Source organism: Nostoc sp. UCD121 (genome assembly GCF_014222285.1).
Lineage (GTDB): Bacteria > Cyanobacteriota > Cyanobacteriia > Cyanobacteriales > Nostocaceae > Nostoc.
Map to the genome: position 1 here is coordinate 1 of NZ_JACKZS010000094.1, position 22,012 is coordinate 22,012.

Consider the following 22,012-nt stretch of genomic DNA (forward strand, 5'->3'; position numbering starts at 1 on the left):
AATTTATAGCATTTAAATGTGAAAACTTTCTAGCAAATAATACGTATTTTAAATTAAAGATATTGTATATAAAAGTTTATTAACATTAATAATTTATTGGATGTTTCAGCTTTATGAACCAATATCTTTTCATCACTGACCATAGATTAATTATCAGACAGCTATTACTTAGTTTATTTTATACAGCAAAATTAAATATTATTTACTAAATAATTTAAAAATTAATACAGTCATTAGACAGGATATTAACGGCTTATTGGTATTATTTTGATGCACCAACGCAATGATGATGAACAACAATGGATGAAGATCAGCGCCGTGCTTATTGGCGTGCTAATACTGCTTTAATTCGTAATCTTTTAATTGTCTGGGCATTGGTTTCCCTAGTTTTTAGTATTTTGTTGGTTCAACCTTTGAATGCAATACGGTTTTTTGGCGTACCCTTTGGCTTTTGGATGGCTCAACAAGGGTCAATCCTGGTATTTGTGGCCTTGATTTTCATTTATGCCTTCCAAATGGATAAGCTAGACCGCAAATACAATCTCAGCAAGCAAGACCATAAATACAATATCAGGAAGTGAGGAAAAACCGTGTCAGTTGAAATTTGGACTATTGTATTAGTTGGACTTTCTTTCGTCGCCTACATTTATATTGGTTGGCAATCACGAGTCGAAAATAGTAAAGACTTTTTTATAGCAGGTCAAGGGATACCTTCAATTGCTAATGGTGCGGCTACCGCGGCCGACTGGATGTCAGCAGCGTCCTTTATTTCAATGGCGGGGCTGATTTCTTTTTTGGGTTACGACGGTTCTATTTATTTAATGGGGTGGACTGGCGGCTATGTACTGCTAGCATTATTACTGGCTCCCTACTTACGGAAATTTGGGAAGTATACAGTGCCAGATTTCGTAGGCGATCGCTACTACTCTAATATCGCCCGTTTAGTGGCAGTAGTTGCAGCCATTTTCGTCTCCCTCACCTACGTTGCTGGACAAATGAGGGGCGTGGGCATTGTTTTTAGCCGCTTCCTACAAGTAGATATCAATACAGGCGTGATCATCGGGATGGTGATCGTCGGCTTTTTCTCTGTGTTGGGGGGGATGAAAGGTATTACCTGGACACAGGTAGCACAGTACTGTGTGTTGATTTTTGCTTACCTGATTCCAGCGATCGCGATCGCCTGGTTTCTTACTGGTAATCCTGTTCCTCAGCTAGCATTTACCTTCAGTGATATTGCTGACAAACTCAATAAAATCCAGGTTGACCTGGGGTTTAAGCCGTATACTGAGCCATTTGTGAACAAGTCGATGCTAGATGTGCTGTTCACAACCATTGCTTTGATGGTAGGCACGGCTGGCTTACCCCATATCATTGTCCGGTTTTACACAGTAAAAAGTGTACGTGCAGCCCGCTATTCTGCTGGTTGGGCACTACTATTTATTGCCATTCTTTATACAACGGCTCCAGCCCTCTCGATGTTTGCTCGCTACAACTTGATTGATTCCCTGCATAATCATACTGTTGCAGAAGTGCAGCAGCTAGACTGGGCGGCCAAGTGGGAAAAAACCAAATTGTTGGCTTTTGATGACATCAATAAAGATGGCCGTCTCCAGTTAACACCAAATAAAGACACCAATGAAATCAAGATTGACCGAGATATCATTGTGCTTTCCACCCCAGAGATAGCTAACCTACCTCCGTGGGTGATTGGGTTGGTAGCGGCTGGCGGTTTGGCAGCTGCCTTGTCTACGGCATCAGGTTTGTTGCTAGTAATTTCCAGTTCCATTGCCCACGATATTTACTACCGGATCATAGATTCATCAGCATCAGAAGAAAAACGGGTGTTTGTCGGGCGGATTATGGTGGGTTTTTCCCTCGTCCTCGCGGGATATTTTGGGGTAAATCCACCAGGATTTGTAAGTGAGGTGGTAGCTTTTGCCTTCGGTTTAGCTGCTGCTAGTTTCTTCCCGGTAATTTTTCTGGGGATTTTCGACAAACGCACCAATTCTGAAGGTGCGATCGCTGGGATGTTGACGGGTTTACTGTTTACGATAATCTACATTGTCGGCGTTAAGTTTGGGGGTATGCAACCCTGGTTTTTTGGGGTTTCTCCCGAAGGAATTGGTACTTTGGGTATGCTAATTAACTTTGCTGTCACCCTAGTAGTTTCACGCCTAACACCACCACCTCCAGCAGAAATTCAAGCAATGGTAGAAGACCTCCGCAGCCCATTGATTGAAGAATCATTGGTTGAAGAATAAGAGATTGAGTAGGTATGGGGAATGGGGCATTTTTCCTTCACTCCCTTATCTCTAAATAAGGTTCAGATAAGCTTTCTGTTCCCTCCCCTGCCCATTTCACGAGAATCTCACTTTTCGCCTTACTCCCAAGTCAGGGTTGAGGCGAATGGCTTGATTTTAATCTGCGATCGCCTACCCTTGATTCCTACTATCACAGGATTTGAGAACGTTCATTTATTCTCCGGTTTTAGCAATCCTTTGGTAATTAATACCACCTTTGGCAAAGCCCTCAAGTAAAGATGAGATTATTATCCAGCTATTTTTTTATTGCTGACAAGAATATTAAGCTTAACAAATATTGATATTGCAAAGTTATTTTTTTGTAACAAAAATCAGGCGTTTGGTATCCAAGATAACTTTTTACTAGTAAACTATCGCACTATCATCACACTTTAAAGTTTGAAATTGTCAGCTTTCTATTAAGTTAGTTGATTCATCAAGAGGAAAATTCATAAAGATTATGAGAAGAGAATTTAACAGACGTAAGTTTTTGATCTACGGTTCTTTAACTTTCGGAAGCAGCTTTTTTCTAAAAGCTTGTGCGAATAATCCCCCAAGCGCTACAGAGACGGTCGCATCTCCTACTGCTTCACCAGCTGCTGCTACTGCTGGTAACACCATCAAAGTAGGTATTTTGCACTCTTTGAGTGGTACGATGTCCATCAGTGAAAAAAGCGTTGTCGATGCTGAAAAATTAGCAATCAAAGAAATTAATGCTGCTGGTGGTGTCTTAGGTAAACAAATTGAAGCAATTACCGAAGATGGTGCTTCTAACTGGGATACTTTTAGAGAAAAGGCAACTAAGCTAATCGATCAAGATAAAGTTTCTGTAGTTTTTGGTTGTTGGACTTCTGCTAGTCGTAAAAATGTCAAACCAGTATTCGAGAGCAAAAATCACATGCTCTGGTATCCTGTGCAGTATGAAGGGCAAGAGTGTTCTAAAAATATTTTCTACACTGGTGCAGCACCAAATCAACAAATTGAACCATCTGTTGATTGGTTGTTAAAAAATAAGGGTAAAGAATTCTTTTTAGTTGGCTCAGACTATGTTTTTCCCCGCACTGCTAACACAATTATTAAAGCCCAATTAGAAGCTTTAGGTGGAAAAACAGTTGGTGAAGATTATTTACCTCTTGGCAATACAGAAGTCACACCTATCATTACGAAAATAAAACAAAATTTACCAAATGGTGGCGTGATTTATAACACCCTAAATGGTGATAGTAATGTCGCTTTCTTCAAGCAATTAAAAGGGGCTGGATTGACACCAGATAAATATCCCTCTATGTCTGTCAGTATTGCCGAAGAAGAAGTCAAAGCAATTGGTGTAGAGTATCTCAAAGGTCATTATGCAGCTTGGAACTATTTTCAAACAGTAGACACACCTGCTAACAAAAAGTTTGTTGCCGCTTTCAAGAAAGAGTATGGTGAAGATCGCGTGACAAATGACCCAATGGAAGCATCATATATTGCAGTTTATTTGTGGAAGCAAGCAGTAGAAAAAGCTGGAACTACAGACATAGCTAAAGTCAGTGCTGCGGCTTATGGTCAAACTCTAGATGCGCCTGAAGGTAAAGTGACAATGGATGCCAATCATCACATCTCCAAAATTGTGCGGATTGGTCAAGTTAGGCAAGATGGTTTGTTTGATATTGTCTATGCTACTCCTGCACCAGTTGAGCCAGTTCCTTGGAATCAATTTGTAAAAGAGACTAAAGGATTTGCTTGTGATTGGACTGATCCAGCGAAGGGTGGTAAGTACAAGAAAATTTAAATAATTCGTAATTAATTACCGATTACTAACTCTCAGAAATAGTAGGGTGTGTTATGGCTTTAGCCTAACGCACCATCTTAGGTAAGGGTGTGTTATTTGCTCATATTATAATCTCGAAATGCGCGCGTAACGCACGATAAGATTATTCTAAATAATGCTGATATTTAGGGGAAAAAGTGTTAACAGGTTTTTTAGAAGCTGTATTTAATGGCATTAGTATTGGTGCTGTATTATTAATTGCTGCATTGGGATTAGCCATTATTTTCGGATTGATGGGTGTCATCAATATGGCACATGGAGAGTTGATGATGTTTGGGGCTTATACAACATTTGTTGTGCAAAATGTTTGTAAGCAATTGGGTGGAGTATGGTTTGAAGTCTATATATTTTTGGCTTTGATTATCGCTTTTCTTTTCACGGCTGCTGTGGGATTAATTCTAGAAAAAGGTGTGATTCGTTATCTCTATGGACGACCTCTAGAAACTCTCTTGGCAACTTGGGGAGTAAGTTTGATTTTTCAACAGTTTGTTCGCAGCGTGAATTGGGTATTAGTAATTGGTCTAGGCTTATTTTCTCTGCTGTTTTTTGGAGGTTTATGGATTTTAAATTCTCGCACTGATTTGGGAAGAGTTCGTAACTGGATTGTGGCGGTAATATTTTTACTATCGCTGGGGGTGACAATCACAACAGGCAATTTATTGAGTCAAACTTATAAGTTAGCAGTGACTCAACCTTGGTTTGGCGCTCAAAATGTGGATGTAACAGCACCTACTTGGTTACAAGCGGGGATATCTTTGGGTGGTGTGCAATTTCCCTTTGCTAGGTTATTTATCATTGCTTTAACAATAATCTGTGTGTCGGGAATTTATTTATTTTTACAGCGTTCTAGCTGGGGTTTAAGAATTCGGGCTGTGACGCAAAATCGGAGTATGAGTGCTTGTTTGGGTATCCCAACTCAAAAGGTTGATGCGATTACTTTTGCATTGGGTTCTGGTTTAGCTGGTGTGGCTGGATGTGCCATTAGTTTACTTGGTTCTGTAGGGCCAAATACGGGACAAAACTATATTATTGATACTTTTATGGTTGTTGTCGTTGGGGGTGTGGGGAATTTAGCGGGGACGATTGTGGCTGCTTTGGGTATTGGGACGGCTAATTTTTTAATTGGTTCTGGGACTCTGGCTTTGTTGTTTACTCCTGTTAAACCTTTGGCTGATTTGTTTACTTTTTTTGCCACGACAAGTATGGCGAAGGTGATGGTGTTTGCGCTGATTATTGTGTTTTTACAGTGGAAGCCTGGGGGGATTTTTCCGCAGAAGGGACGTACTGTTGATGTTTAAACCGCAGAGATGCAGAGGACGCAGAGAATGAGGAAGAGGGGAGGAAGGTTATTAATTGAGGTGGGGGTGGTGGTTGCGATCGCACTCTTCCTTATAATTGTTATGCCACTGGTGCTGTCGGAGTTTCGCCTGAATTTGTTGGGGCGATTTTTGTCGCTGGCGATCGTGGCTTTAGGTATCGATTTGATTTGGGGGTATACTGGTTTATTGAGTTTGGGACATGGTATTTTCTTTGGTTTGGGTGGATATGCGATCGCAATGTACCTGAAACTCCAAGTCCCTACTGGTGAATTGCCTGATTTCATGGGTCTTTATGGGGTTACGGAACTTCCCGCCTTTTGGCAACCTTTTTATTCTTTTCCTTTGACAATAGCTTTGGTGGTACTAATTCCAGGGTTATTGGCGGGATTATTGGGATATTTGGTTTTCCGTAATCGCCTCAAGGGTGTTTATTTTTCTATATTGACTCAAGCAGGAACTATTGTATTTTTCAACTTCTTTAACGGTCAACAACAATTTTTCAACGGTACAAATGGACTGATAGATTTTACAACTCTGTTTGGGGCGACGGTCAGCGATGCCAAAACGCAGTTTGTTTTCTATACCCTAACGGTAGTATTTCTCGCAATCACCTACGGGATTTGTCGCTGGTTGACAACTGGACGCTTTGGGAGATTGTTGATAGCGATTCGTGATGATGAAAGTCGGGTAAGGTTTTCTGGCTACGACCCTACAGATTTTAAGGTGCTGGTGTTTGCAGTTTCAGGTGCGATCGCAGGTATAGCAGGAGCATTTTACACCATTCAAAGTGGTTCTGTATCACCTAGAGCAATGGATATTGCTTTTTCCATTGAAATGGTGATTTGGGTAGCTGTAGGCGGACGCGCTACTTTAATCGGCGCAATTGTCGGAACTTTATTAGTAAATTATGCCCGCACTTTTTTAAGTGAACAATTTGCTGAAATCTGGCTATTTTTCCAAGGCGCACTATTTTTGATAGTCGTCACAGTGCTTCCTGACGGCATTGTGGGATGGTTGCGTAGCCAGAATATTTCCTTTTTCAACCGTCGTCAAGAAATTTCTACATATCCCACCTTGGAAGAAGACCCCGAAGTGCAACATGAACGCGAAAATATTGGAAACTGAAAACGTAACTGTTAGTTTTGACGGTTTTAAGGCTTTAAACCAGCTAAATTTTAGTATGGATGTGGGTGAATTACGAGTAGTAATTGGCCCCAATGGTGCGGGAAAGACAACATTTCTGGATGTGATTACCGGGAAAGTGCAACCAACTATTGGGCGAGTTTTATTTAAAGGAAGAAACCTGCGTTCTTTACCTGAATATAAAATTGCGCGATTGGGAATTGGGCGCAAGTTCCAAACACCTCGAATTTACTTAAATTTAACGCCCCGTGAAAATTTAGAAATTACCATCAACAAGAAGAAAAATGTTTTTTCTACTTTGTTTGAAAGCTCTAATGCTGCTGAAAAAAATAATATTAAAGAATTATTAGAAACTATTGGCTTAACGCCGAAGGCAGATATCAAAGCAGCTTTACTTTCTCATGGAGAAAAGCAACGTTTAGAAATTGGAATGTTAGTAGCACAGTCACCTGATTTATTACTCGTTGATGAACCTGTTGCTGGTTTAACAGATGAAGAAACTTATAACATCGGTGAATTACTGTTAGCACTAGCTCAGAGTCATTCAATTTTAGTAATTGAACATGATATGGAGTTTGTGCGCCAAATTGCTAAGAAAGTAACAGTGTTACATGAAGGTTCGGTGCTGTGCGAAGGGAATTTTGAGGAAGTGCAAAATGACTCTCGTGTTGTTGAAGTATATCTGGGAAAACAGGAAGAATGAATTTTTATCTCAAAAGCTCGACATGGTACTCTATATTTAGGGTTCTCAGATATAGAGTTTGACATGACTGTAAAGACCATAAAAGATATTAGCAATCCTGATACCTATAAAGGTATGTATTCTTTCCATAAATACTGGGGTAAAAAGCCAACTGAAAGTATTGCTTTTTTTATACAAAACTATACAAATGAGTCAGATATAGTTATTGATCCATTTTTAGGTTCAGGTTTTATCAGTAGAGAATGTTTGTACCAAAAAAGGAGATTTATTGGAATTGATATTAATCCTTTCGCAATTGAACATACTAACTTTTTATTAGAACTTCCAAAAGCTTCGGTATTTCAATCAGCTCTAGAAGAGATTGAAAAAAATATTAAACAGAAAATAAATGAGACATACTTTACCGTAAATCGGGAAATAGCATCGCATTATTTATGGAGTAGTGGTGAACTTTTAAAGGTATGGATGAAGCCAAAGGTAGGTAGAAGTAGAATTGAGATGGAAACAACAAGCTTTGATTTAGAAAAACTTGAGTCATTTTCTCAATATTCAATACGGAACATTAGAAAACTCACTTTTTTTACAAATTCAAGAATTAATTCAAGTAATCAAATGTCTATCTACGATTTATTTACTCGTAGAGCTTTGCATAATATTGATTTAATAATGGATGAAATTAAATTATTTCCAGATGCAATTCAAAAAGCTTTATTATTAACTCTTACTTCTTCATCAGGGCAAATGTCATCTATGGTATTTGCAATCACCAATCGAGGAAAAATCAAAAATCAAATTTCTAATAAAATTGAGGTTGGCAGTTGGGTGATTGGCTATTGGAGACCAGAATTACATTTTGAAATTAATGTTTGGAATTGTTTTGAGAGTAGAGCTAAAAAACTCTATAAAGCATTAATTGATATTAGTGATTATAAATATCCAAGACATGAATCAATCAGTGGTCTCTTAAAAAGTAGACAAGGATCATTAATTATTAATGATGATTGCATAGATGTAATGCAAAAGATACCAGAAAAAACTATAAAATTGATTTGTACTGACCCACCGCATAGTGATCGAATTCCCTACCTTGAATTAAGTGAACTATGGAATTCCATTTTAAATAAAAATGTTTACTTTGAGAAAGAAATAATTGTTTCCAACGCTAAAGATAGAAATAAAAAAAAGGCCGAATATATTGAAAAGATGAAATTGTTTATAGGTGAGTCTAGTCGTATTCTTACTGATGATGGAATGTTTTTAATATACTTTAATGCCCGCGATAAAGAAAGTTGGAAATTCTTAGAAATACTTGAAAATGATTCTAATTTACAATTTATTGGGGCTTTCCCTATGGAATATTCTGCAAACTCAGTAGTGCAAGATAATAGAAGAGGTGGAATGAAAACAGATTATGTCCTCGTCCTAAAACGAAAAGGGTGTAGTATTGATTCTCATCTGGAACTTAATAAGATACCAGGTTGGTCAACTTCAATACCCAAAATAGCGTCGGCAACATAAGAAGAAGATGTTTAAGGATTTGCTATGAAAGATTTTTCTTATTGGAAAAAATTATATGAAAGTGATAATCTAACAGAATTTAATACGGATTATACAGGTCAACTGTGGTTAAAAATTAAATCAATCAGAAGAGGAGAATTAGTTTCAGAATTTGTCAAAAAATATTCATTGGTCTTAAATACTAGCAGCTTAAACGGGCAGTTTCAGGAATTATTCCTACTTTTGCAATCAAATCTACCTCAATCTCATCAGCAATTAGATTTATATATTAAGGAAAAGAATGTACAAATATTGCAATCCTTAAATAAGGAAAGTCTCGTTTCTGAATTATATAAATTAAAAACATTTGAATGGGGAGGTGATTATCAAAATTCACTGGATAAATACTTGGTAAGCCATTATGTGAAAACGAAAGATATAATATCTTATGAAATATTGATGTCTAAGTTTGAGACAGAGATAAATCGTGTTGTTCAAGGATATGTATTGAATAGTTGGTATAACCATTGGTCTAGTATTTTAATTGAGCATATCTTTAAATCGCATCCGTCTATTTTACCGACTGTCGGACAAATTAAGAGTGTCGATTTTTTCATTAGAAATATACCTTTTGATTTAAAGGTTACTTATTTCCCATCAGAATATTTAAAATCAAAGAGGAAGGAAAAGAATCTTCCTGTTGAACTTACTTTTTTAAAGAAAAAAGCAAAGGAGCTTTCAATTAAATTTGATAAAACAGCAAAAACTTCCAATATATATTATGAAATTACTGAAAAGTTAAGAGATAGAAATGACATTGCATCTCAATCTGTTCTTAATCAGTTGAAATCTGAGAATGTGGCAATTGTTAACGAAGCTCAACAGAATCCTAGAAATCTAGCAAAATGGTTGTATGAGAATCAGGGAGAAATGCGTTTTGGCTCAGAAAATCGCTTATTTCTTGTATTAATTGATACGAATGATTTTTCAAGCTCGTGGAAACTTAAAAGGAACTTAGACCTTTTAACACCGACGATAAACACTTTTCTTGATGCTTTTAGCTCAAAGCAAATATCAGATTTAAAGATGAATTTTAATTATCCTGGTAAACCACAAACCTTCAGTGCTTTAACAGATGTTATTTTCGTTGTAAAGTAAAACATTTCCATCAATATTTTTTAATGATTATGCATTTAGGTGAGCATGAATAAATAGCGGTCTAGTCTTCAATTATGAAACCCATCGGAATAATTCCATCTGGATACAAAAATATCACAACTCTATCTTTCTCTCTGTGCCTCTGCGTTAAATTTTAATATCTACGTAATCTATAATGCTAAAAAAATGCTAAAAATCTCTAACCTCAACGTTTACTACGGCGAAAGCCACATTCTCCGCAATGTCGATTTAAGCGTACCATCTGGGCAAATGGTCTGCCTAATCGGACGCAATGGTGTAGGTAAAACAACTCTACTCAAAACAATCATGGGTTTACTCAAACCCCGCAGTGGTACTATTAACTTAGCTGAAGAATTAATCAACTCGAAATCCCCTGACCAAAGGGCAAAGTTGGGAATTGGTTATGTTCCCCAAGGGCGAGAAATTATCCCTCGGTTGACAGTCAAAGAAAATCTGCTGCTGGGGTTGGAAGCTAGACGCAAACCAGTAAAGAAAGCAGAAATTCCAGAGGAAGTTTTTAGCTTATTCCCGGTGTTAAAAACCATGCTTTCGCGGATGGGTGGTGATTTGAGTGGAGGACAGCAGCAACAATTAGCGATCGCACGTGCTTTAATGGGAGAACCTCAATTACTCGTCTTGGATGAACCCACCGAAGGCATTCAACCCTCCATCATCCTCGAAATTGAAGCCGCAGTCCGTCGCATCGTCGAAACCACAGGCATTTCGGTTTTATTGGTAGAGCAACATTTACACTTTGTCCGTCAGGCTGATTACTATTACGCCATGCAAAAAGGCGGTATTGTCGCCTCCGGTTCCACATCTGAACTCAGCCAAGATGTGATTCAACGCTTTCTAGCTGTTTAATTTTTGATATTTCTATATCAATTGTATCTGAAGCAATCAAGTCTGCTGCTTCTTGTAAAAGCTCATGCTGTTCCTTTTGAATTGCTTCCAAGCGATGAGAAATTTCTGCTAATCGTTGTTGCTTACTTGGTTGAAAGTTTTCAGGTAGTAAAGTAGGCAAGCTATCAGTTGTTTTAGTAGCTGTAATTTTTTGAATGCCAAAACTGCCAACTTTAGCTAAGAATAGAAAACTAACTTTAATCAAAGCCAGAAGTAATTTTATTGGGACTTGAAGTATTGACCAACTAGCTGTTTCAATCAAGCGGACAATTGCTTTGATGATGCTCCAAATAAGAGCAAGTGCAAACAGGAAAATCACTACACTGATAATTGGATGATTAGTTGCCCAACCAAGTATTTGAACTAACCTAAAAAATATCGGGTGTTGTGTCAGCCAATCACTTACAGAAGATGTCATTGCATCTTTAACTGCTCCCGATGTTGTACTCTTAAATTTCTCAGCAGTTTGCCAAGTTTGCTCTAAGTTTGTTGTAACTGTATCAGTTGTTGTAGTTGCTGTTGTCTTTAAAGACTCTCCAACTTGCTGTGCTGAGTTACTTAGAGAGTTAACGCTTCCGCCCACAAAATCTTTCACATTTTGCAAGCGTTGTAAAACTCCATTAGGCAAATGTATGTCTATTTGGGATACCATAAAACATTTCACCGAGCTTGAAATCGAACCCGTAACCCATCTTTAGGTCGATTGCTGGGAACCAACACTGTTTCTAAACTTTGATTGGGTAATATTTCCCAATGATAATTCCGTAGAAGATGAGCAGCAATAATCTTCATTTCCATTTTGGCAAAGGCTATACCAATACAGATGCGTGGCCCACCACCAAAACCAACTAAACTAAAAGGATATTTTTTGTGTTCTTGGCGCTGGGGGCTGAAACGCTCTGGATCAAAACGCTCTGGTTCAAGGTAGATTTCCTTTAGGCTATGAGTTATCAGAATTGAATAAAGCAACTGCCAACCAGCAGGAACGTGATAACCTTTAAACTCAAAGTCTTTAATCACACCACGAAACCCACCTCCGACAGGTTGATGCAATCTTTCGACTTCCCACAAAACCTGCTCTAAATAGGGCATTTTCCCCAGTTGTTCTAAATCCAAATCACCTTTACTTGCAAGTTGCAATTGTTCAACTCTTGCTTTTTCGAGTACTTCTGGATGACTGGCTAACTCTGTACATAACCAAGTCAGCATCGAAGTAGTAGTTTCATGTCCAGCGAAGAGTAACAGTACCGCTTGAGCAATGATTTCTTTTTCACTCAGGCTGTTACCATCTTCATCTTTAGCTTTTATCAACAAGCTAATGGTATCTTGAGTTGGGTTTTGCTGACGTTCTCTGACGACTTGAGTTAGATGCTCTAAAATTTCATTACGAGCGGCTATAGCTTTACCAAATGTCGTAAATGGTAATGGCAACGGATTAATAGCAAACAGCCCATTCGTCAGAGTTGTAAATAACTGACTGAGGCGTACACATTCCGGCCCAGGACGCGTACCCAACAACAATTGACTGGCAATATCAAATGTCAGCTGTTTAAATTCTTGGAACCAAGTAAACTCCTGTTTTTTCTCCCACTTTTGGAGATAGCCGCGCGTAATATCTTCCATTGTGGAGGCATAACTCGCTAATGCTGGGCCATGCAACGCCGGCATCATCAAGCGGCGGTTTCTGCGGTGTTCCTCTCCATCTTGGAGAAAAAGCGATTCACCCAGTAATGTCTTGAAATTATTCGGCCATCCCTCCCGCCAAGAAAAATTCTCCATCTGGGTTGATAAAACGAATTCTAATGCCTCCGGCCCTGCCATTACCACAGTTGGTCTGCCAAGAAGATGGGTTTTGTAGATAGAACCATACTGGCGATAGCGCTTTTTGGCAAAATCGGGGTCGAAAACAAAGGACAGTGTTTCACCTAATATAGGTATACCAAAGCTTCCTGGCGGGATTTGATTACTTTTCATATCTCTTTAGCTCGAAGCACTAGTATAAAACCGCAACGCAAACCGCCAAAACCAAGTAGAAACAAAAAACAGCACTACTGCTAATATTGCTGCACCTATCAACCAGCTAATTTCACTCTGACCCAACAGCGCTTGGGCTGGTACAGTAGTTAAAAAAGCTACTGGCATCACAAAGGTGAAGAAAAAACGGTAAGCAGTGGGATATGCTGCAATGGGATATCGTCCAGCTTCCAATAAACCACGCAACACTTCAGTAACGTTGTATATTTTGACAAACCAAATACTCATTGAACCCAGCATAAACCACAGGCTGTATAAAATCACAAAGCTGAACAATAACGGCAGCACACCAAGTAGATAGCCGTTTATCCCTACACCAAGGCGTTTACCTGCATAGCCAATGATAATACTACCAAAAATTAGATCCGGTAGTCCCCAAGGGGAAAGGGTATGAGTGGAAAGCCAAAACTGGCTGCGAATAGGTTTTAATAATATAAAGTCCAAAGTGCCTTCTTGAACATGACGGACAATGCGGTTCAAATTTGACGCTAGAAAAGTCGCAGAAAATCCTTGTAGTAACGTAAAAATTCCTAAAACTACTAAAGCTGCTTCCCATGACCAGCCACTAAAAGTATAGCCAGTGCGGTAAAACAAGAATAATCCAAAGAGGCTACCCGCAAGATTTCCCAAACTGGTGAGGGTAGCGACGAAAAAATTAATCCGATACTCTAACTCAGATGCGATCGCAGCACCCCAAAATAGTCTTAGTACTTTCAAATATCTTTGCATCTTGCACCTCTAACCCAAAATGTGCCATCTGTCACTAAAATTTTTAAGATTACACAAGAACTTTACGTAAATTTAATATTACTTTTTATTCAGCAAAATTGCTAAACGTTAAGATGTTGTGGATCTATTGTTGAAAACCAAAAAATCCTAATGCATTTAAATTTACCAGACCTAATTACAAAAATTGGCTACTTTGGGGTATGGGCAATTATCTTTGCTGAATCTGGCTTGCTAATTGGTTTTTTTCTGCCAGGAGATAGTTTGCTATTTACTGCTGGATTTCTCGCATCTCTTCCAAAATCAGGGTTTAACATTTGGGTTCTGATTTTTGGTGCTTTTGTTTGTGCAGTCCTTGGTGATAATGTTGGCTACGCTACAGGACACAAATTTGGCAGAAAATTATTTCAGAAAGAAGATTCATGGTTATTTCATAAAAAACACTTGGTAAAAACCCAAGATTTTTATGAAAAACATGGCAAAAAGACACTAGTTTTGGCCAGGTTTACACCGATTATTCGCACTTTTGCGCCGATTGTGGCTGGACTTGGTGCGATGCATTACCGAACATTTATGTCTTACAACTTAATTGGTGGCTGTCTTTGGACATTTGGCATTACCCTGTTAGGATTTTTCTTAGGAAAATCTCTGCCACCTGAACAGGTAGATAAGTATTTGTTACCAATTATTGGAGCAATTATAGTTATTTCTTTAATACCATCGATGATTCATGTAATACAAGAAAATCGAGCAAATAAAAGTTGAAATATGTTTTTGATTTTGTATAGATATTAGGTATATTTATTTACTTAACATTGCTAAATATTGGGGATATATGGCTAAACTATCTAACGAATTACAACGCTATTTTTTTGAGGAAGAACGACCAGAAAAAGTGACTTTGGCAGAGATTTTATTGTTAGCGCAAGAAAGAATTTTTGGATTTTTGCTAGTTATCTTATCTCTACCTTCCGCTTTGCCAGTTCCAGCGCCGGGATATTCAACTCCTTTTGGAATATTGATTTTTCTGTTAGCGATACAATTAATCGCTGGTGCTAAAACCCCCTGGCTACCCAAGCGGATGATGGATTATCCTATCCAACTCACAACAGTTCAGGGTTTTTTAAAAGCAGGGATTCCTTGGTTAAAAAGAATTGAAGCGATCGCTCGTCCTCGTCTAAGCTATATCTGTACTACTTTACCCGGTAGAGTGACCATTGGTATAGCGATCGCTTTGATGGCAATTTCCATGATGATTCCGATTCCGGGAACTAATACCCTACCAGCAATGGGGATTTTTGTAACCAGCTTTGGCTTATCGGAAGATGATGGTGCTATTAGCCTAGGTGGTTTGGTAATGTGTGTGATGGGGGCAGTTTTGACTACTTCCATACTGTTGGCGTTGATTTGGGGAGGTTCTAGCCTTCTCGACATCATCAAGACTTGGCTAGGTCGTTAAATAGCAAAAATACTACTTAAGTCGGCTGTTTCGCTCTTAAGTAGAATCGAACTCTGATCTTAGTTAGGGATTAATCGCAGAATTAGCCATTTTTATCAAAGAAGTGCGATCGCCTGCTTTCAACCCAACAACATATTGCACACCCTGTTGTCTCCAAGTCAAGGTAGCATCTGAGCAATTAGCACCACAAGCAAAATCCACAAAATAGCCAGTAATACCCTTAGCTAAAGATACAGCTTTACCACTGGGGCGGGGGGTTTTGCGGGTTACTGCTTCAGCAGAAATCACACCCAGACGACAAGCAGTTCCACCACTACAATCAGGACTAAAGCCGAGCAAAATCTCGTAGTTTTTTGGTGTAGCAGCTTCTATAATTGCGTAAATTCCATTTCCCCCATCTGATTCAGGAATAAACTTCGGTAACAGAACCCGAATCTGAGTCTTTTGCTTTAATTTAGGCAAAATAGATTTAAAAACTGAGTGTACCTGGGTTTTACCCTGGCTTTGTGCTATTAGTTGGGACTGGTTATTTATAGTAGCTATCGCTGACTTGTGAAAGCTGCTAACGCTGACTAATACAAATACGCCATATACAACACTGATATTTCTAAAGCTTGAAATCATCTTTGAAAACCTATTTCGTTCTAAAAAAGGAGTTAGGAATAAATACAGCAGATGCAAGTAAGTGAGGTACAAAATGTAGGACTCAAAATTCACATATAAAGAGTTTCTAACTCCTGCCTCAAAACCCGTAGTTTTGTACTTTATGTAAAGGCAAACTGCTGTAACTCCTAACTCCTCAGTTATAACTCTTAACTCCTAAGCCGTAACTTTTTACACCGCACAACTCAACTCGCCGGCTTTTTGACTGAAGCGGTGATTCTCCCGATAATCTACGGGACAATCTATCACGGCGGGTACATCTTGAGCGAGGGCTTCTTTCAAAGTGGGAATCAAATCTAAAGCCGATTTAACTCGGTAGCCTTTTAAACCCATGCTTTCGGCATATTTAACAAAATCAGGATTGCTAAAATGCACAAAAGATGAGTTTCCTTTGCCAAAGTGATTTTCTTGCTTCCACTCAATTAATCCATAACCACCATCATTGAAAATTATGGTGACAAAGGGAGTTCCGACACGTAAGGCTGTTTCTAATTCTTGAGAATTCATCATAAAGCCGCCATCACCTGTGACAGCAACGACTTTGCGTTTAGGATGAACGAGTTTTGCTGCTAATGCGCCAGGAATGGCAATACCCATAGCCGCGAAGCCGTTGGAAATTATGCAAGTATTGGGGCTATGGCAATGATAATGACGGGCCATCCACATCTTATGTGCGCCAACATCAGAGATAACGATATCATCTGGGCCCATCACTTGCCGTAAGTCATAAATTAACTTTTGCGGCTTAATGGGAAATCCGTCATCATGGGCATACTGTTCATAATCAGCCCGAATATCTGACCTTAAGCTGATAGCAAAAGGATCAGGTTTACCTTGTCTGTCTGCTAATTTTAAAATTTCATAGAGGGAATCTGAAATATCTCCCACGACTTCGGCGTTAGGAATATAACTACTATCAATTTCCGCCGGACTTACCCCAATATGCACAATCGGAATTTCACCATTCCGATTCCATTTTTTCGGGGAAAACTCAATCAAATCATAGCCGATCGCAATTACTAAATCTGTGTTATCAAAACCGCAGGTAATGAAGTCTCTTTGCTGTAATCCCACTGACCATAAAGCCAATTGATGTGTGTAGGGAATTACGCCTTTACCCATGAAGGTATTAGCAACAGGTATATTCAGCAAAGTTGCAAATTGGGTGACAGCATCACTTGCATGAGCGCGAATTGCCCCATTTCCGACTAAGATTAATGGGTTAACTGCTTGGCAAATTGCGGCAGCAGCAGCCCGAATGCTAGCAAAAGATGCATAAGTTTTTTCGCTATTATCCTTACGCAAAGGTTTGCCTTCGACAGGCATAGCAGCAATATTTTCTGGTAAATCGATGTGAACTGCACCGGGTTTTTCAGATTGCGATCGCTTAAATGCTTTCCGCACGACTTCTGGTGTAATACTCGGTCGCACAATCTGCTTATTCCACTTGGTAACAGGTGCAAACATTGCCACCAAATCTAAATATTGATGGGATTCGATGTGCATTCTATCTGTTCCCACTTGACCAGTAATTGCTACTAAAGGCGCACCATCGAGGTTAGCATCTGCTACCCCAGTCATTAAGTTAGTTGCCCCAGGGCCAAGAGTAGAAAGACATACTCCGGCTTTTCCGGTTAAGCGTCCGTAGACATCGGCCATGAATGCTGCACCCTGTTCATGACGAGTCGTAATAAATTTAATCGAAGAATGTTTTAGCGCTTCCAAAACGTGCAGGTTTTCTTCACCAGGGAGTCCAAAAATATATTGCACTCCTTCATTTTCTAGACACTGCACCAATAATTCTGCTGTATTCATTTTATTTCCTAACTATTTATTTAGTCATTTGTCCTTTGTCATTTGTCCTTTGTCATTGGTCATTTTTTGGCTAATACTTCGACTAAGCTCAGTACAAGTGACCAATGACTAATGACTAATGACGAATCATTTAACCCACACAGTTTTCACATTGACAAACTCATGTATACCCTGGATACTCAATTCTCTGCCATATCCAGAACGCTTAGTACCACCAAAGGGCAACCGGGGATCGGATTTGACCATACTGTTGATAAATACCGCACCTGCTTCGATTTCCTCAACCAAGCGATCGCATTCTTGGTCATTCGTTGTCCAAGCGCTTGCACCTAATCCAAAGGGGCTGTCATTAGCGAGTTTAATGGCAGCATCGATATCAGGAACCCGGAATAACAAGGCTACTGGGCCAAAGAATTCTTCTTTTGCAATTGGTGTGTCAGGCGGGATATCTATGATAATCGTTGGTGGATAAAAGTTCCCTGGACGATCTGATAAAGGATGTCCGCCGGTGAGGACTTTACCGCCACTTTTGGTAGCAGCTTGTACTTGTTGATCTAAATCCTGGAGAATACCAGGTGTTGCCAGTGGGCCTAAATCGGTATCCGGTTGCATAGGATCGCCTACTTTTAGCGCCTCGAATTTTTCTAAAAGCAATTTTTCAAATTGATCTGCGATCGCTTCTGCGACAATAAAACGTTTCGCTGCAATACATGATTGCCCATTATTCAACATCCGTGCTGTAGTAGCTGTGACAACTGCTGTCTCTAAGTCAGCACTTTCTAACACAATAAATGGATCGCTTCCTCCCAATTCCAAAACTGTTTTTTTAATTTGTTTGCCGGCGGCGACGGCGAGGGATATACCTGCTGGTTCGCTTCCGGTTAAGGTGGCAGCTTTTACGCGGTCATCAGCCATTAAATCGGCAACTTTGGCAGCGCCTATTAATAGAGTTTGAAACGCACCTTTAGGAAAACCTGCACGTCGGATAATATCTTCAATTGCCAAGGCGCACTGCGGCACGTTAGAAGCGTGTTTGAGTAAGCCGACATTTCCCGCCATTAATGCTGGTGCAGCAAAGCGGAACACTTGCCAAAAGGGAAAATTCCACGGCATCACCGCAAGAATTGCACCCATTGGTTGATAACGTACAAAACTCTGGCTGGCATCAGTTTTTACACTGACATCAGCCAAAAAAGCCGGGGCGTGTTCGGCATAGTAGCGACAGACGGCGGCGCATTTTTCGACTTCTGCGATCGCAGCTTTAAATGGTTTACCCATTTCTAGAGTCATTAACTTAGCAAATTCTGCTTTGTCTTGCTCTAAAATCTCAGCAGCCTTTTGCAGCCACTGCGATCGTTCAGAAAAACCAGTCTGACGATACTTTTCAAAAGTCTGATTTGCCAAGTCGAGTTTAGCAACAATTTCTGTATCATTGAGCGCCTCAAAAGTTTTGAGCGTCTCCCCAGTGGCGGGATTGATGGTAGCGATCGCCATTACCTGACCTCCCGTTAAAAAATAGCTTCAGGTAGGCTTCCTAGTGTTACACAGATCAATTCTGGAAGCTACACCCAAATTTTAGTCTTTTAACCAAGAATTAGTCGCTTAATATTACACTTTTGCAATTATTTTTGAAATAAAATATACCAATTACTTAAGTATTAATAGTGGTTAAGACCAATTCGAGGATGTAAGTCTAAAATGCGTCATTCCTCTGTGAAGTTGGAAGCCCACACTGATATAACGGTACAGTGTGGGTAGTTTACAAAGTGCTAATTACGATTAAACAACCACAAAATTGTTTTTGGTTAGTGACAATCCAGCTGATAGTTGTGCAAATTGTACCTGAGTAAATGCACTCGCACTGCCATCAAGGTCAAAGTACAGTTCACCTGTAATATTGTCATAAATAAATCGTTGATTGCTTGTGGTTGCAAATGTTCCGATGGTAAACTGATTCGCTTCTAGTGAAGGTATTGATAACCCACCACCAAAACTAAGAGCCGATATCTGAATCACATCATTAGTCGCGTTGAAGTCATAAATAGTATCAACGCCTACATTGAAAATCTTGAACAAAGTATCAAAAACAAAGGTATCGTTACCATCCCCTCCATAGAGGGTATCATTACCACTCCCACCTATGAGGATGTCATTGCCATCGCCACCTATAAGGATGTTATTTCCTGAGGCGCTAAGGGCGGAGAGAATATCATTGCCATCGCCACCATCGAGTAGATTATCACCTGATGAAAAGTCAATATTTATGGTGTCGTCCCCAGCACCACCGTTGAGGGTGTTATTTCCTAAGGTAATAATACCTGCGTAATCATAGCTGAATTCGCTAGTCGAGGCAGAGAGATAATCATTGCCATCGCCACCATTGAGTAGATTATCGCCTTCTGAAAAATCAGCACGCAAGGTATCGTTACCAGCGCCACCGTTGAGAGTGTTATTGCCAGAGGGAAAATAGAGAGGTCTTGCAGTGTCAGTATCCCAAGAACCAGAGGCAGAAAGATAATCATTGCCATTCTCACCATTGAGTAGGTTATCGCCTGTTGAAAAATCAGCACGCAAGGTATCGTTACCAACACCACCGTTGAGAGTGTTATTGCCAGACGAATAGCCTGAGAAACGGTATCCAAAGAAACCACCGCCGGATAATAAGCCAGAAGTGGAGAGCAAATCATTGCCATTGCCCCCAGAGAGCAGATTATTGCCTGTTAAATCAGATAAATCCGTTAGAGTATCGTCACCAGTACCACCAATGAGAGTATCATTTCCGGCATCACCCCTCAAAAGGTCGTTGCCACTCTTGCCGTCAATGATGTCATTACCCCCCTGACCATTGATGACATCATCTGAGTTGTCAAAGCCGCTGACATTGTTGTTGAGGTCGTTCAGGAAGGTGACTGTGTTCTTGTTGAAAATAGTGCTTTGGGTGGAGTTAGCATTGAAGACATCAAAGCTGTCTGTGATGGTAGTTTGCCCACTAAACAGGATATTGCCGACTTGGGCTAAATTGTCTAGATTTTCCAGAGCAAAGTTTTGCAGGATGACTTTGTGATCGAACAACGACTGGTCAAAAGTGATTTCTAAGTTGTCACCATTTTGAGTTAATTGCAGATCTTTCGGAATCAAAGTAAAATCACCTAGAATAAATTCCAAGGTATCCAAGGAAGCAAGGGTTGCAGCCGATGGGTTTGAGCCTTTACCAATGCCACCAAAATCCGTGATGGTAACGGTACTACGCTCCGGAAAACGAAAGTCAAAAACAAATTTATCCTTGCCGCCACCACCAGTTATCAAGATATCCTGTTCACGAAACGTGGGATTACCACCAATATAGAATGTGTCATCCCCATTGCCACCATTCAAGGTGTCCCCCGCACCACCAAAGAGAGTGTCATTCCCCTCACCACCAATGAGAGTATCATTCCCTTCACCACCCCTCAAAAGGTCATTGCCACTCTTGCCGTCAATGATGTCATTACCCCCTTGACCATTGATGACATCATCTGAGTTGTCAAAACCGTTGACATTGTTATCTAGGTCGTTAAGGAACGTGACTGTGTTCTTGTTGAATATGGTGGTTTGGGTAGAGTTGGCATTGAAGACATCAAAGCTGTCAGTAATGCTAGTTTGCCCATCAAATAGAATATTGCCCAAACCTACAGTAGCACCAGTAGATTTGCTGAGGTTTTCCAGGTTTTCCAGGGCAAAGTTTCGCAGAATGATGACTGTGGTCTTAAAAAAGTTTATTTTAAAGGCGATTTCCAGATTTTTGTCATTCTGGGTAAGCAGCAGATTTCGGGCAGTAAAGTCAACACCTTGGAATTTGATGGTATCGACTTCGGCAATGACTGCTGCTGTTGGGCTTGTTATTTTACCTACGCCACCAAAATCAGTGATGGTATCTGTGCCGTCACCTTCGTTGTAAACAAATATATCTTTGCCACCACCACCAGTTAAGGTATCGTAGTCCTCTTTGCCTGTGATAGTATCGTCCCCCGTTAGACCGTTAATCGTGTCGGCGCTGTTAGTGCCTAGTAGGGTATCATTACCGTTGGTTCCAATGATATTTGCCATAGCTTTCCTTAATTAATTTGTTCAGTAAATTCAGTTCTAAAGTTGCTATTTGTGATGTTTTTGGGCACAAATAGTCGCCAAATTCTAATGATTTAGTCAAGATAATATTACTTAGATATCTATAGTTTAAATACGCATCTTTGTATACTCTTCACATTATTTGTCCAAAAATGTATATATAAATACTGAGCTTGATGTATTCTTCATATTCTTCTAGTTTTTAGGCAATAAGAAAGCAGAAAACAGTAGGAAAATGTTTTAATAAGTGATTTAAAGAAGGCAGAAGGAACAATTCACTTATGAGATTCAGACTCCTGCTGACTTGGAGCCACTGAACAAAAGTTCAGTGGCTGTGCAAAAACGCCGATTATT

Annotated in this window: 19 protein-coding genes; 12 read left to right on the plus strand and 7 right to left on the minus strand. The window is 39.6% G+C overall.

Going from position 1 to position 22,012, the window contains the following annotated elements:
- Positions 1–299 precede the first annotated feature (299 nt).
- From GNF10_RS19895 to urtE, 10 genes are all read left to right on the plus strand, one after another.
- The gene (locus GNF10_RS19895) at positions 300–581 is read left to right on the plus strand and encodes a DUF4212 domain-containing protein (protein ID WP_185587720.1); all 282 of its coding nucleotides are present in this window, start codon (positions 300–302) and stop codon (positions 579–581) included.
- A gap of 9 nt (positions 582–590) precedes the next feature.
- A complete protein-coding gene (locus GNF10_RS19900; protein ID WP_185587718.1) occupies positions 591–2,261 on the plus strand; it encodes a sodium:solute symporter family protein in 1,671 nt (556 codons plus the stop codon).
- Positions 2,262–2,282: 21 nt separating this feature from the next.
- Complete coding sequence (locus tag GNF10_RS38690) at positions 2,283–2,537, plus strand: hypothetical protein (protein WP_260446104.1); 255 nt, start codon at positions 2,283–2,285, stop codon at positions 2,535–2,537.
- A gap of 223 nt (positions 2,538–2,760) precedes the next feature.
- Entirely contained in the window at positions 2,761–4,074 is a 1,314-nt protein-coding gene (urtA, locus tag GNF10_RS19910) for an urea ABC transporter substrate-binding protein (RefSeq protein WP_185587716.1), read from the plus strand.
- Positions 4,075–4,250: 176 nt separating this feature from the next.
- Positions 4,251–5,411 carry an urea ABC transporter permease subunit UrtB gene (urtB, locus tag GNF10_RS19915; RefSeq protein ID WP_185587714.1) on the plus strand — a complete coding sequence of 387 codons (1,161 nt, stop codon included), beginning with the start codon at positions 4,251–4,253 and terminating at the stop codon, positions 5,409–5,411.
- Positions 5,412–5,438: 27 nt separating this feature from the next.
- A complete protein-coding gene (urtC, locus tag GNF10_RS19920) occupies positions 5,439–6,557 on the plus strand; it encodes an urea ABC transporter permease subunit UrtC (RefSeq protein ID WP_185587712.1) in 1,119 nt (372 codons plus the stop codon).
- Complete coding sequence (gene urtD, locus GNF10_RS19925) at positions 6,532–7,278, plus strand: urea ABC transporter ATP-binding protein UrtD (protein WP_185587710.1); 747 nt, start codon at positions 6,532–6,534, stop codon at positions 7,276–7,278. Before urtC ends, urtD begins: the two co-directional genes overlap by 26 nt.
- A gap of 63 nt (positions 7,279–7,341) precedes the next feature.
- Positions 7,342–8,796, plus strand: a complete 1,455-nt coding sequence (locus GNF10_RS19930) for a DNA methyltransferase (protein ID WP_185607205.1) — start codon at positions 7,342–7,344, stop codon at positions 8,794–8,796.
- A gap of 24 nt (positions 8,797–8,820) precedes the next feature.
- Entirely contained in the window at positions 8,821–9,933 is a 1,113-nt protein-coding gene (locus GNF10_RS19935; protein ID WP_185607206.1) for a hypothetical protein, read from the plus strand.
- 186 nt (positions 9,934–10,119) lie between these two features.
- Positions 10,120–10,818, plus strand: coding sequence for an urea ABC transporter ATP-binding subunit UrtE (gene urtE / locus GNF10_RS19940; protein ID WP_185585835.1), 699 nt, complete (start codon positions 10,120–10,122; stop codon positions 10,816–10,818).
- On the opposite strand, the gene GNF10_RS19945 is transcribed toward urtE, so the two are convergent.
- Genes GNF10_RS19945 through GNF10_RS19955 form a run of 3 tightly spaced genes read right to left on the minus strand, consistent with a single transcriptional unit; the run spans position 10,781 to position 13,620 of the window.
- Positions 10,781–11,509 carry a hypothetical protein gene (locus GNF10_RS19945; protein ID WP_185585836.1) on the minus strand — a complete coding sequence of 243 codons (729 nt, stop codon included), beginning with the start codon at positions 11,507–11,509 and terminating at the stop codon, positions 10,781–10,783. The genes urtE and GNF10_RS19945 overlap by 38 nt on opposite strands.
- 8 nt (positions 11,510–11,517) lie before the next feature.
- Positions 11,518–12,831: a cytochrome P450 gene (locus tag GNF10_RS19950; RefSeq protein ID WP_185585837.1), complete on the minus strand. Its 1,314-nt coding sequence runs from the start codon at positions 12,829–12,831 to the stop codon at positions 11,518–11,520.
- A 6-nt stretch (positions 12,832–12,837) separates the two neighbouring features.
- Positions 12,838–13,620, minus strand: a complete 783-nt coding sequence (locus tag GNF10_RS19955; RefSeq protein ID WP_185585838.1) for an ABC transporter permease — start codon at positions 13,618–13,620, stop codon at positions 12,838–12,840.
- A 150-nt stretch (positions 13,621–13,770) separates the two neighbouring features.
- On the opposite strand from GNF10_RS19955, the gene GNF10_RS19960 reads away from it, so the two are divergent.
- Entirely contained in the window at positions 13,771–14,382 is a 612-nt protein-coding gene (locus tag GNF10_RS19960; protein ID WP_185585839.1) for a DedA family protein, read from the plus strand.
- 70 nt (positions 14,383–14,452) lie between these two features.
- The gene (locus GNF10_RS19965; RefSeq protein ID WP_185585840.1) at positions 14,453–15,076 is read left to right on the plus strand and encodes an exopolysaccharide biosynthesis protein; all 624 of its coding nucleotides are present in this window, start codon (positions 14,453–14,455) and stop codon (positions 15,074–15,076) included.
- Between the two features lie 63 nt (positions 15,077–15,139).
- Here the strand turns inward: GNF10_RS19965 and GNF10_RS19970 are convergent, their stop codons facing one another.
- From GNF10_RS19970 to GNF10_RS19985, 4 genes are all read right to left on the minus strand, one after another.
- On the minus strand, positions 15,140–15,700 hold the full coding sequence (locus tag GNF10_RS19970) for a hypothetical protein (protein ID WP_185585841.1): 561 nt from the start codon (positions 15,698–15,700) through the stop codon (positions 15,140–15,142).
- Between the two features lie 210 nt (positions 15,701–15,910).
- Complete coding sequence (locus GNF10_RS19975; protein WP_185585842.1) at positions 15,911–17,554, minus strand: acetolactate synthase large subunit; 1,644 nt, start codon at positions 17,552–17,554, stop codon at positions 15,911–15,913.
- A gap of 126 nt (positions 17,555–17,680) precedes the next feature.
- On the minus strand, positions 17,681–19,048 hold the full coding sequence (locus GNF10_RS19980) for an NAD-dependent succinate-semialdehyde dehydrogenase (protein WP_185592382.1): 1,368 nt from the start codon (positions 19,046–19,048) through the stop codon (positions 17,681–17,683).
- Positions 19,049–19,333: 285 nt separating this feature from the next.
- Complete coding sequence (locus GNF10_RS19985; RefSeq protein WP_185586569.1) at positions 19,334–21,640, minus strand: calcium-binding protein; 2,307 nt, start codon at positions 21,638–21,640, stop codon at positions 19,334–19,336.
- Positions 21,641–22,012 lie beyond the last annotated feature (372 nt).